A 12724-nucleotide genomic window follows, 5' to 3' on the forward strand; every position below is an offset into this window, starting at 1 on the left:
GACTGTCATGTCGCAAACCCCGATACTGCCAGCGAATGAGCGTCGTATCCTTCGCCTCGAAGAAGTTGAGGCAAAGTCCGGCTTCAAGCGCGCCCACATCTACAACCTGATGAAGAAGCGCCAATTTCCACAGGCACTGCGCTTGGGCGTGCGCGCTGTCGGCTGGGACTCCATCGAGATCGACCAGTGGATCGCTGAGCGCGTCAACAATCGGGCCTGACCCGTTCTCCTACGGATTTTTCATCCTCGAAAGGAGACGCCATGCAGGTCGTATCTATCATTTCAACGAAAGGCGGTGTTGGCAAGACTACCACCGCAGCCAATCTGGGCGGACTCGCTGCGGACGCGGGTCTGCGCGTACTGCTGCTCGATCTCGATGTGCAGCCTACCTTGTCCTCCTATTATGAGCTGGGCCGCCGTGCTCCTGGCGGCATCTATGAACTGCTGGCTTTCAACGAGCACGATCTTGGCCAGCTTGTGTCCCACACGATCATCCCAGGCCTCGATCTTGTACTGTCCAATGACCTCCGAAGTGAGTTGAACACCTTGCTGCTGCATGCACCCGACGGGCGTCTGCGGCTAAGACACTTACTGCCAGTGCTGGCGCCGCTCTATGACTTGGTGCTGATCGACACTCAGGGCGCGCGCTCGGTGTTGCTGGAGATGGCGGTGCTCGCCTCCAACCTCGCGCTGTCGCCTGTGACTCCCGAAATCCTTGCCGCCCGCGAACTGCGACGCGGCACGATGCAGTTGTTGGAGGATATTGCACCGTATCGTCATCTCGGGATTGAGCCTCCGTCATTGCACCTGCTCATCAACCGTGTTCACCCGGTGTCCGCCAATGCGCGATTGATTCAACGGGCTCTGCGTGATCTGTTCCAGGATCACACAGGCGTTCGTGTGTTGGACACCGATGTACCGGCTATCGAAGCCTACCCACGCGCTGCAACGCGTGGCCTGCCGGTGCATCGGGTCGAGTACCGACAGCCGCCGGGCAGAGTTGCGCCAGCCGCGCTCGATACCATGCGCGCGCTGGCCGCCGAATTGCTCCCACAGTGGCATGATCGATTTGCGCAGGTGGTCGGTCGCCAGCCGCGCTCCGCTGATACAGGGGGGCGCCATGGCGAACGTTCATGAACTGGCCCGAGGCCACAAGCGATTGAGAGTTCTGATCGAGTTCGCCTTGAGCGAGGGCTGGCACGTCAAACGTACCCCCGGCGGACACCTCAAGTTCACCAGGCCCGGCTTCGCCTCAATCTACACCAGCTCGACAGCAAGTGACCACCGAGCGGCGCTCAACGCGAAGGCACAGATTCGCCACGCCGTGCGAGGACCAGGTTCCTCGCACGCCAACGATCGTGGGGGCGATCATGGCTGACATGACCTCCCAGGAGATGGCTGGCAAGCTACTCGCAGCAGGGTTCGAGCGCGGTGGCCCGCCAGCCTTGGCCTTGAGTGACCCCATTGCCGATACGCCCATGGTCGTTACCCTGGATCAATTACGCCCCTATGACCACGATCCGAGGAAGAAGCGCAATCCGGCCTATGAGGACATCAAGGCCTCAATCCGTGAGCGTGGTCTTGACGCGGCGCCAGCCATCACGCGGCGCCCGGGTGATGATCACTATATCATCCGCAACGGGGGCAATACGCGGCTGGCGATTTTGCGCGAACTGTGGTCGGCGACTAAGGACGAGCGCTATTTCCGCATATCATGTCTGTTTCGTCCATGGCCTGAGCGTGGCGAGATCGTTGCGTTGACTGGGCACCTCGCGGAAAACGAACTGCGTGGAGGTCTCACCTTCATCGAGCGTGCCCTGGGGGTCGAGAAGGCGCGTGAGTTTTACGAACTGGAAAGCGGCTGCAAGCTGAGCCAATCCGAATTGGCCCGGCGCCTTGCTGCCGATGGCTACCCCGTGCAACAGTCGCATATCAGTCGGATGGCTGACGCGGTGCGCTATCTTTTACCTGCGATCCCGACTGTCCTTTATGCCGGGCTGGGCCGCCACCAGGTCGAGCGGCTGTCGGTCATGCGTAAAGCCTGTGAGCGTACCTGGGATCGCTATGTCAAGGATCGTCCTCTGGTGCAGGGCTTTGACGACTTCTTCCAGGAAGTGCTGTCGCAGTTCGATACCCAGGGCGATGAGTTCTCGTCACCACGGGTACAAGATGAGCTGATCGGACAGATGGCTGATCTGCTGGGTATAGATTACGATGTGCTGGCCCTGGACCTGACAGAATCCGAAAGCCGCCAGCGCGCTTTGGTCAGCGACCCAACGCCGCCATCATCACCGCCCGTATTGCCTAAACCTGGGGACATTCCACGCCCACTTGATCGAACCGTACCCTACGCTGCAAAGGCTGCACCGCCGGCGCCACCTGTCGGTGGGTTCGCCGACGCCCCTCCGATGCACGAGAGCGATGAAAATGCCGAAGCTGCGGTAATGGCGGACAACCTGCTTCAGGAGCACATCGTCTCGCCAGCACCGACGACTGAGCGGCTACAGTCCATCCAACGCATGCTTGCCGACCAGTTGGGCAATGCTTTGCCGCCTGACTTCTCGGCGAGTGTCTTACAGTCCATTCCAGTGCAGGCCGGCGGCCTCTATCCGATCTCCGATGTCTGGTACATCGATCCTGGCCTGGATACGCCCGAGCGCCTGCGCATTCACATCGCGCAGTTCGCCCACGAGATCGCGAACGAGGCGGGCCTGGGTGAGTGCATCAATGACCGCCCAGACGGCATCGGTTTCGAATGCCATACCCGTACCCAGGCCTTGGCCCCGCTGGGCCGCGCCGTCCTCGCATTGCTGGCTTGCCTGGCCGGCCAGCAACTTGCAGACATCAGCCTGGACAACGGACAAGTCGTCAACGACCTGCCGGTGCTGTTGCACGGTCAGGGCGACGCAACCCTGCGACTGAGCGATGCTGCGCTGGTCAAGCTGTTCCGATTGCTGCGATTGGCCCGGCGTTTGCTAGACTTGGAAGCTGGGCCTGCGGGCTCTGGAACGTGAGCGGAGAAGACTGGCATGTCCACACCGCATCCTCTCAACCAGGCCGTCATCGCTCAGGCTCTCTATGACCTGCGAAACGGACAATTGCGCCGTTGCAAATTGATGGGGTTTGGCGAGGAAGAGCTAGACGCTCTCAAGCATCCCGCGCTCATCAGTGTCCTGGCCAACGCCAACGTCTCATGGTGCTCGGTGACGGTCAACCGTGAGGTGCTTCGGCGGCTGCTCAAGCAGGCACAGGACGTGGAGAAGGAAATCGCCACGGTCGATCGGATGCTACGCTTGGGCGCCAGTACGGAAATGGTCAGTCGTTTCTATGGCCTTACACATCAGGAAGTTGCCCTGCGGCGCGACATCCTCGGCCTGCCCAAACGCAAAGGTCGTCACCCCGTGCTGGACGAGCAGCAGGATACGGAGCTGTGGCAGCAATGGAAGGCACTCACCGATGGCAGGGACGTAGATCTGAGGGACGAAGCCTCGATTCTCGAAGTCACGATGGATCTTTCCGAAGGGATGTCACTGCCGCTGTCGGTGGTTTGGACTGCGGTCAAGGCGTGGGTCGATCAAGGGCTGGGATAGGCGATGGTCGAGGGGAGGACGTCACCGCAATGTCGAGGCCCTGCCGCCCTCACTGATCTGCTCAATGCTGCGGTGAAGGATCTTGTGCCCGAGCCCGGCACCGGTGCGTCGGTGCCCACATCCGCGTTCCCTACGTCTGCCGATGGCATGCTGTTCAGCGGCAACCGGCATGACATTGTGCCGCGGCGGCTGTTCCTCGATCGCCGCCTGACTCCGCTGGAGCGCAATGCCTGGCAAGTGTTCCGGTTGATGCTCAACGACGATGGTGTGACTGCGTTCCCCACTTATGAGCAGTTGCGGCCCTGGTTGGCATCAATGCCTTGCTCCGGCCAAGCCTCTCACGAGACCGTAGCTCGGGCATTGACATTGCTGCGGCTCACCCGATGGTTGAGCTTGGTACGACGGCGGCGTGACCTCGATACTGGCCGTATCCTTGGCAACCTGTACGTCCTGCACGATGAACCTCTGACGCCGTTCGAGGCCATGCAGCTTGATGCCGACTACCTGGCGCTAGTCAGCCAGTCTCTCGGTCATTCGGCCAAAGCGGTTCAGGTGGTCGGCTTGAACACGCTCAAGGAGATCGTGGAAGACCCGTTGCTGTCTGGCCGCACACTGCCGTCACGATTGCAGGTTCTGGCTGAGCGCCTCGCCAGCCAAGGCGTTGCGGCTACTGATAGTTATCCACAGGAGAACACCAACCGCAATTCTGAAGAAGGCGCGAGGGGCCTTCTTCGGAATTGCGGACACCTCTCTTCGGAATCCGAAGCAGGGCCGAAACCCGCGCCGGACGCCGCTCTTCGGAATCCGAAGAACGACAGTACTGTACATAGTAGCCGTATTAATGAAGTACATACTACCGTGCAAGCGTGCAGGTTGAGCGAATTGCATTGGCCTGATCGCTTTGCCGAACTGAAGGCGGAACAACAGGCAGGCGTCAGGATGGCGTTGCAGCAAGTGGATGGCGCTCTGCGTCAAGCCGTGCTGGATGAGTGGGCAGCACGTTGCGGCAAGCGCGGCATCCGTAATCCGGCGGCCTACCTATTCGGAATCATTCAGCGCGCCATTCGCGGAGAGTTCAATGCATGGGCTCGGCAAGCAGACACACCCGCGTCGGTAGCGTTCACCGATCAGAAACCTCCAGCACCATCGGCTCGGCCACGAGGCAGGCCTGTGACATCCGAAATTGCCAGGCAGCACATTGAGCGCTTGCGCGATCTGTTACGAAAGGCCTGACCACGTTGGAGCGCGAGGCCATGGAGCAGACATCTCTGGCCTTCAGCGGAGCTATCCCCTGGGGATAGTGAGCGCAAGGGGCATTGAACCTGGGCTTTAGCAGATTCGGTTTGTTGACTGACTGCCTTCCGCTTCCTGCGGAAGCTGGCTGCTCATCTTCCAACAAAGGGCGACCGTCATGGCAACCAACGAACCGCTGCAACTGAATCTCGGCTCCTTGCGCAGCTCAATATCACTGACACTTCACACGCACCATGCTTCCCGTATCTGGCATGGCCGCGCTGCTGCCGAGGGGCGGCCAGGCATCGTCGGCCTGAATGGCTACATCGCAGTGATGAACAAAATGAAGCGCGGCTCGGAGCAAGACGATCCGTACTCGGACTGGTGGATGCTGCGCATTGAGGAGAAGCTCGATCAAACCAAGGCCACGCTGCAATCGCTGCGCGAACAGGTGGATCAGGCACTGTCTGGTGTGCCCGCCGCACTCAGTCTGGGCGAAAACCTGAACGTGCAACCCGTCAAGCTGCCGCTGTTCGTCAATGCCCAGCTTGGTTTTGCCGCTGTATATCTGCTGGCAGACTACGACGACATCGCCCGCAAGCTGATCCTCGCCCACCACACCGCGCTCATCGATCGCAGCACGCTGGAGCGCTGGCTCAATGAAGGTGCCCATGCGTTGCGCAGTCTTTTCAGCCTGGCCCAGCAGTATCGCTACTCGGGCTGCACCCGCGACGACTTTGCTGCGAAGAATGCTGTATCACGCGCGGCGCTGGAGAAGTTTGGTGAGTTGCCGCAGGACGTGCTGGAAGGTACACGCCGCTCGAAGTTTGCGCCGCCCATCGTGCGTCGTGGCCTGCAGCCGCGCAGTGACGGTTCTGCCGCAGCCGACCCCAGCGACGAGGCCGCCACCATTGAGGCCCCTGAAGCAACTTCCAGCGAGGGTGAGCAGGCATGAGTGACCCGAATCGTGACACACGCTACTTCCGCCCGCTGCAACAGACAGCCTTCATGAAGCTGGAACACGCAGGCTCTCAAAAGGGCCTTTTGAAACCTTTTAAAGGTAAGGGGGATCTGGAGGATTGGGCCAGCCAGTGCTTCGCCCTGCGTGACGAGTTGATTGACGTGGCGCAGCGACAGGTGCTGCAACAGGCGGTCGGGTATCCCTTCCACCTGCTGCCCATCGAGCTGGCCCAGCAGACCACTGGCGCAGGCACGGCGTTTTTGCGCTGGCGCAAGCACGACAGGTCAGCCATGGGTGTGGCTCTGTGGCAGGAGCTGATCGCGAACACCGGCACACCGGTCAACCTGCTGGCCGATCTACACGCCATCGAGCTTCAGCGCATCACGCTGAACATGCAGATCAGCTTGTTGCACACCTTGGGCAGGCAGGCCAGGGGGTGCGCCAGCAAGGCCGCCGCAGCGGAAGACGCCTACCTGCGCCGGCTCAAGTTCATCCCGCCTGCAGTGCGCGATCGGTGATCGCGTCGGGCACCTTGACACCCGCCGCTAGCCAGGCACGGGTATTTCAACCACACGGAGACTGCAATATGAGCACGCATTTTTCTGGCGAGGGCAACATCGGCTCGCCCCCCGAGTACCGGGAGTTTCCCAACGACAACGACGAACCCAGCCGTCTTCTGCGCCTGAACGTCTACTTCGATAACCCCATCCCCAAGAAGGATGGCGGCTTTGAGGACCGCGGTGGCTTCTGGGCGCCGGTTGAAATCTGGCACCGCGATGCCGCGCACTGGAAGGACTTGTACCAGAAAGGCATGCGCGTGCTGGTCGTCGGCCGCATGGAGCGCGAACCCTGGACGGACAATGAAGATCGGCCGCGCGAGACCTGGAAGGTCAATGCGCATAGTGCCGGGATCTTGCCGTTTCGCATTGAGTCCGTGGCCCTCGGCCCCAGGCAGCAGGAGACCGTGCAGGAAGCGCAACCAAAGTCCCAGGCCGCCCAGGAACCGACCGCACCGAAGGAGCCAGCGCGCAAGAAGTGAACTGGCAGGGGGATGGCTGCGGTTCATCACCGCCCTATGTGTGCCGGGGGCTATCCCCTGGGGATAGCTCCATCAACATCCACCAGCCTCCAACCGCTCCCGAAAATCGCGGCTCCTGGCCCACACGTCCCTGGCCGTACGCCATTCCTGCTTCAGCTGTGCCATCCCGTGAAAGTGGTCGCCATCTCATGCGACTTGTTTGCTGCTGCCTCTGGTGGTGTTTGTCATCCTCAATGCCAGCAACCCAATGACCCACGGAAATCGGATGGACGGACATGCGGCTGTTCTTGTGCGAGAAGCCCTCCCAGGGCAAGGACATTGGCCGGATTCTCGGCGCGACCCAGCGCGGTGAAGGCTATCTCAGCGGCTCCGGTGTCACCGTCACCTGGTGCATCGGCCATCTCGTAGAAGTGGCAGCCCCAGAGGTCTATGACGCGGCGCTCAAGCGCTGGTCGCTGGAGCAGTTGCCCATCATTCCCCAGCAATGGCGGGTCGAGGTCAAACCGAAGACCGCCACGCAGTTCAAGGTCGTCAAAGGGCTTTTGGCGAAAGCGACCCATCTCGTCATCGCCACCGATGCGGATCGCGAAGGTGAGCTGATCGCCCGCGAGATCATCGACCTGTGCGGCTACCGCGGCCCCATAGAGCGGCTCTGGCTGTCGGCGCTCAATGATGCGTCGATCCGCACGGCGCTCGGAAAACTGCGGCCCTCGGCCGAGACGCTGCCGATGTACTACTCGGCTCTGGCGCGCTCGCGAGCCGACTGGCTCGTCGGTATGAACCTCAGCCGCCTATTTACCGTACTCGGAAGACGGGTGGGTTATAACGGCGTGCTGTCCGTCGGGCGCGTCCAGACGCCGACACTTAGGCTTGTCGTGGATCGCGACCGCGAGATTGAAGCTTTCAAATCGGTGCCCTACTGGGCCATCGACATATCCTTGTCCGCAGGCAGTCAGGCGTTCATCGCGCAGTGGGTTGCCCCCGATGGCTGCACCGATGGCGTCGGACGTTGCCTGCAGCAACCTACTGCGTGGCAAGCCGCACAGCAGATTCGAACTGCGGGCAATGCTCAGGTGGAGTCGGTGGAGACTGAGCGCGTGCGCGAAGGTCCGCCGCTGCCGTTCGACCTGGGTACCTTGCAGGAAATTTGTTCCAAACAGCTTGGACTGGACGTTCAGGAAACCCTGGAGGTCGCCCAGGCCCTGTACGAAGCACACAAGGCTACGACGTACCCGCGTTCGGATTCCGGCTATTTGCCCGAAAGCATGTTCGTCGAGGCACCCACGGTTCTCGACAGCCTGATGAAGACCGATCCCTCGCTGCGCCCGATCATGGACCAGCTCGACCGCTCCCAGCACTCGCGTGCCTGGAATGACAGTAAGGTCACGGCGCACCACGGCATTATTCCGACGCTCGAACCGGTGAACCTCTCGGCCATGAGCGAGAAGGAACTTGCGGTGTACAGGCTGGTCCGGGCGCACTACTTGGCTCAGTTCCTCCCTCATCACGAGTTCGATCGCACCATAGCACAGTTCGCTTGTGGCCAGCAGATGCTGGCGGCGACGGGCAAGCAGGTTGTCGCCAAGGGTTGGCGCCTGGTGCTCGAGGAACCTCAGCCTGACGAGGACGGCGATGCCGCGATGCGCAGTCAAGTGCTTCCCGCGTTGCGCGAGGGCTTGGCGTGCCAAGTGGCTGCAGTCGATCTGAAGGCGCTCAAGACGTTGCCGCCAAGACCGTACACGCAGGGCGAACTGGTCAAATCCATGAAGGGGGTCGCCAAGCTCGTGACAGACCCGCGCCTGAAGCAGAAGCTCAAGGATACGGTCGGCATCGGCACCGAGGCGACGCGAGCCAACATTATTAGCGGCCTGATCGCACGCGGTTATATCGTGAAGAAGGGGCGCGCCATCCGAGCATCGGATGCGGCCTTCACTCTGATCGACGCCGTGCCCGCTGCGATCGCTGACCCGGGCATGACCGCCATCTGGGAACAGGCGCTCGACATGATTGAATCCGGTCAGCTCACGCTGGACGTATTCATCGCAAAACAGGCAGCGTGGATTTCGCAGTTGATTGAGCAATACGGCAACGCGTCCCTGTCCATCAAGGCTACCCAAGGCCCGGCGTGTCCGTATTGCGGGGCGGCCACTCGCCAGCGCACTGGCAAGAGCGGCCCGTTCTGGTCGTGCAGTCGCTACCCCGACTGCAAAGGCACGCTGCCGGTCGAATCCGGCGCGTCCAAGCAGCGTGTCACGCGTGCGCGCCGCATTAACCGAAAGGGCTCCTGATCCCCCCATCCCCCGTGGCCGCAGCCGTCTACTGGCGGCGTGGCCTGTATCCCGCACACCCTGCGGGATGCCCAGCGTATGACACCTTCTCTATCGTGCGCGTGTCCTACCCGATCGTCTTGCGACGGAGGGACATGAAGGTCGTTATTCCGAGAACTGTATTCTGCTGATCTGCGTTTCTTCCGCTTGTGCGAAGGGTCTCCCGATGGCTGGCGCTCACAGGCGAGCCATCGGGAGACCCTTCGCGGTCAGCGGTATTCGATGCCGGTGCCCGCCGGCGTAAAAACGGGCTCCGTTTGTGCAAGGATTTGTGCCAGACGATTCCGGCCTCAGCCACGATACGGGCCGGGTGTGATTGCTGATAAGCAGACGGGTCTAGCGACAACCGGGCCTGCCAGTCAGCCCACGGGTGGTCTCTCTTTCCTCCCGAGCCGATGGCCACCTGGCCTTCGGCGCCTTTCTCCTGCCCATCAACGTCCTGATTCGACCAAGAATCCAGGGCCACACAAACAGGAGACCCAATATGAATCCGCAACCTTGCACCCTTCGTGCTGTATCCCAGGTCAAGCCGTTGCTGTACGGTAGCGTGTGCAGCGGCATTGAGGCCGTGAGCCTCGCCTGGCAACCCTTCGGCCTTGAAGCCGCCTGGTTCGCCGAGATCGAGCCGTTCCCGAGCGCCGTGCTTGCCCACCATTACCCTCATGTGCCCAACTTGGGCAACATGACCGAGATTGTGCAGCTGGTGCGCGCTGGCACCGTGCCGGCCCCCGATATTTTGGTTGGTGGCACGCCTTGTCAGTCGTTCAGTGTTGCTGGTGCGCGGCGCGGGCTGAATGATCCGCGCGGTGCCTTGACCCTTGCCTATGTGGAGCTTGCCAATGCCATCGATCAAACACGCCGCCAAGGCTGCCTCCCGTCGGCCACACTCGTCTGGGAAAACGTTCCCGGCGTCCTCAACGACCGCAGCAATGCCTTCGGGTATTTCCTGGGGGCGCTGGCCGGAGAAAGCCGTGCGCTCCAGCCGCCAGGGGAAAAATGGGCGCACGCTGGTTGTGTGTCTGGACCCCGCCGCCGCATCGCCTGGCGCGTGCTCGACGCTCAATATTTCGGCGTCGCCCAACGCCGTAAACGCGTGTTTCTTGTGGCAAGTGGTGGAGATGACCTCGATCCCGCAGAAGTACTTTTTGAGCGCGCGGGCCTGCTCGGGGATTCTCGTGCGGGCTGCTCGCCGTGGCAAGAAACTCCCCTTGCTGCTGGGCGTGGTCTTGTGCCAGCAGGCGAATATGCCGGACTGAACCCCCACTACAGCAGCATCACCACCACGGCCGGGTTCGGTGGTGGCAACACAGCTGGGCCGATCGATGTGGCCGCCTGCCTGACTGCAGCACCCGGCCCTAAAAGTGACTTCGGGGTCGAGACGTTCCTCGTGCAGTCGATCGCTGGCGCCATCACCCATATGTTCAGCACCGCGAACGGCGACAAGGGCAGCAGCGAGAATGGTACGGGCAAGGGGGTGCCGACCATCGCCTTTGCCGCCCAGGGGTGCGGCTCGGATGCAACGATGGCCCGGGCGCCGACCCCGCGCGCGTGTGGGATGCCCGCCATCGCTTTTGCGGAGAATTCCCATGGCGAGTTGCGCTTTGAGTCGGGCCACGGTCAGCTTGTGGGAGCACTTTCCACGGGGGGAGGCAAGCCGGGTCAAGGCCAGCCTATGGTGCTGAGCCAAGCGCCGCGTCAGCGTGTCGGCGTGGTTCCCGCCATTGCCTTCGCGCAGAACAACCGTGGTGAAGTGCGTTTCGAGTCGGGCCACGGTCAGGTAGCTTGTACCGTCCTGTCCAGCGGCAAGCCGGGCTATGGGGTGCCGATGGTGGCCTGTGTAGCCTTGCGGGGACGGCAGCATGGTCTTGCCGCTGAACTGGGCGGCGGTGTCGCGGCTGCGCTGCGCGCCAGCAGCGGTGGCGCGGATAAGCCACATGTATTGGCCCCAGACCCCGAGGCGCATTTCCGCTATGACTGGGATGCACTCGCCGCGGCGGACTGGCTGTGGCGGCAGTGGCGGGTGCGCCGTCTGATGCCTGTTGAGTGTGAGCGGCTGCAAGGCATGCCCGACAACTACACGCTGATCCCGTACCGCGGCAAACCCGCCGCAGACGCTCCACGCTACAAGGCGATCGGCAACTCCATGGCCGTCCCATGCGTGGCATGGCTAGGTCAGCGACTGGTTCGGTGCCTGCAAAAAACGGGCTTGAGCGCTTCGGATTGATCGACGACGCAGCCCGTGGACCGCGCCATTCTCCTCTCTGCATTGCCGATAGTTCGGCAGTAGCCCGCAGCCAGGGTGTAGAGGCTGCCGTGGGCTTTGCCTGCGCCACCCGCCAGTTCGTCTCGGCATCTTACGGCGAACGCTGCCCACCAGGGCATTGATGCCTCCCTTCTCCAACCTACGGGATGAAGCCTCGTCCCGTCAGGGGCGCGTCATCACCCGGTCGATCTCAGGACTTTCCATGGAAAACATCACCAAGCAAGACCGCATCACGCTGAAAAACCTCAAGGTGGCCGACTTCGCCAGCGAGGAAACGCTGTGCTTCACCGCCACCGTCCTGTTCGACGGCGCCTCCATCGCCGAGGCCCACAATGATGGGCGCGGTGGCTCGACGTTCCTCTATGCGCTCAGTGGTAAGCAGGCGCTGCTGGCGAAGGCTGAGGCCTTCGCCAAGGGCCTGCCGCCTGCGCTGCTCGACCTCGACCAGGAGGATGAAGACCCTCATTACATCAATATAACGCTCGATTTCCTGGTCGATGAGTTGGCCGACGCCCTGCACGCGCAGCGTAAGCTGCGAGCTGCGTTCAGCCGCGATATCGGCAACAAGGTGTTGTTCGTCAAGGGCGGCAAACTGCTGTTCATCAAGGGCATCAAGCTCAAGGCCATCGCCGATCGTAAAGCGTACTTCGCTTCGCTGCGCGCCCGTCAGGCCCAGCCCATTGTCATCCTCGCCGAGTTGGCGTCGGACGAGGCGTTCGCCTTATGGAAGCGGCATGTCCTGGGCGAAAACCCTGACTGACCCGGCACCGATGCACCCTCCTGACAGCCCCGCACTCGACGCGGGGTTTCCTTTTTGCTGTGCCTATCAATCGGGGTTGGGCCGGATGTTGTTTTCTAACTGACACGGCGAGGTCCGCGCACGAAGCTGCCCGCATGTTCGCTGATTCGTCAGCACATGCCAGCAGCCAGGGTTCCAGGCTGCCGCGGGTTTCTCCCGCGTTGCCCACCAGTCCGCATCGCATCGAGTCTGCGGATGCGCGCCTTCATGGCGCCGATGCTTTTTTCTCAACCATCAGCGGGAGTTGCCATCCTGCAAGGGACGGAGCCCTGCCTTCTCAAGGAGTCTCGCCCATGTCCAGAAAGCCATCCTATGGCCAGTTGGCTCTGATTTGCCGCGGCAAGCAACTGCCGCTTGAAGTCCTGCACGGCGCCGCCGGCCACTACATCGGCACATGCGACTCCGAAGGGCCCGTTTCGCGAGAGTCCCGCGAGTATTTTCGTAGCTATGCTGCGGCTCGACGCGCACTTGAAAGAGGCGGTTGGTCCCAACTCGCCACTCCCTGATCAAAT

13 protein-coding genes are annotated in these 12724 nt (G+C 61.8%); all 13 read left to right on the forward strand.

Annotation, left to right across the window (positions count from 1 at the left end):
• Positions 1–7: 7 nt before the first annotated feature.
• A complete protein-coding gene (locus Q0263_RS05570; protein WP_113934388.1) occupies positions 8–220 on the forward strand; it encodes an AlpA family transcriptional regulator in 213 nt (70 codons plus the stop codon).
• Positions 221–261: 41 nt separating this feature from the next.
• Positions 262–1137: a ParA family protein gene (locus Q0263_RS05575; protein WP_113934387.1), complete on the forward strand. Its 876-nt coding sequence runs from the start codon at positions 262–264 to the stop codon at positions 1135–1137.
• Positions 1121–1378 carry a type II toxin-antitoxin system HicA family toxin gene (locus Q0263_RS05580; protein ID WP_113934386.1) on the forward strand — a complete coding sequence of 86 codons (258 nt, stop codon included), beginning with the start codon at positions 1121–1123 and terminating at the stop codon, positions 1376–1378. Before Q0263_RS05575 ends, Q0263_RS05580 begins: the two co-directional genes overlap by 17 nt.
• Entirely contained in the window at positions 1371–3014 is a 1644-nt protein-coding gene (locus tag Q0263_RS05585; RefSeq protein ID WP_113934385.1) for a ParB family protein, read from the forward strand. The genes Q0263_RS05580 and Q0263_RS05585 overlap by 8 nt, the downstream gene beginning before the upstream one ends.
• A 15-nt stretch (positions 3015–3029) precedes the next feature.
• Positions 3030–3590 (forward strand): DUF2857 domain-containing protein, encoded by a 561-nt coding sequence (locus tag Q0263_RS05590; protein ID WP_113934384.1) that lies wholly within the window; start codon positions 3030–3032, stop codon positions 3588–3590.
• A gap of 3 nt (positions 3591–3593) precedes the next feature.
• Positions 3594–4823, forward strand: coding sequence for an STY4528 family pathogenicity island replication protein (locus tag Q0263_RS05595; RefSeq protein WP_113934383.1), 1230 nt, complete (start codon positions 3594–3596; stop codon positions 4821–4823).
• A 178-nt stretch (positions 4824–5001) separates the two neighbouring features.
• Positions 5002–5778 carry a PFL_4669 family integrating conjugative element protein gene (locus Q0263_RS05600; protein WP_113934382.1) on the forward strand — a complete coding sequence of 259 codons (777 nt, stop codon included), beginning with the start codon at positions 5002–5004 and terminating at the stop codon, positions 5776–5778.
• Positions 5775–6302 carry a DUF3158 family protein gene (locus Q0263_RS05605; protein WP_113934381.1) on the forward strand — a complete coding sequence of 176 codons (528 nt, stop codon included), beginning with the start codon at positions 5775–5777 and terminating at the stop codon, positions 6300–6302. The genes Q0263_RS05600 and Q0263_RS05605 overlap by 4 nt, the downstream gene beginning before the upstream one ends.
• 68 nt (positions 6303–6370) lie before the next feature.
• A complete protein-coding gene (locus Q0263_RS05610) occupies positions 6371–6823 on the forward strand; it encodes a single-stranded DNA-binding protein (protein ID WP_113934380.1) in 453 nt (150 codons plus the stop codon).
• Positions 6824–7098: 275 nt separating this feature from the next.
• Positions 7099–9111, forward strand: coding sequence for a DNA topoisomerase III (locus tag Q0263_RS05615; protein WP_113934379.1), 2013 nt, complete (start codon positions 7099–7101; stop codon positions 9109–9111).
• A 523-nt stretch (positions 9112–9634) separates the two neighbouring features.
• Complete coding sequence (locus tag Q0263_RS05620; RefSeq protein ID WP_113934378.1) at positions 9635–11374, forward strand: DNA cytosine methyltransferase; 1740 nt, start codon at positions 9635–9637, stop codon at positions 11372–11374.
• 241 nt (positions 11375–11615) lie between these two features.
• A complete protein-coding gene (locus Q0263_RS05625; RefSeq protein WP_298014168.1) occupies positions 11616–12173 on the forward strand; it encodes a hypothetical protein in 558 nt (185 codons plus the stop codon).
• Positions 12174–12505: 332 nt separating this feature from the next.
• Complete coding sequence (locus Q0263_RS05630) at positions 12506–12718, forward strand: hypothetical protein (protein WP_113934376.1); 213 nt, start codon at positions 12506–12508, stop codon at positions 12716–12718.
• The last annotated feature ends 6 nt before the right edge of the window (positions 12719–12724 follow it).

Source organism: uncultured Castellaniella sp. (assembly GCF_937988725.1).
GTDB lineage: Bacteria > Pseudomonadota > Gammaproteobacteria > Burkholderiales > Burkholderiaceae_B > Castellaniella.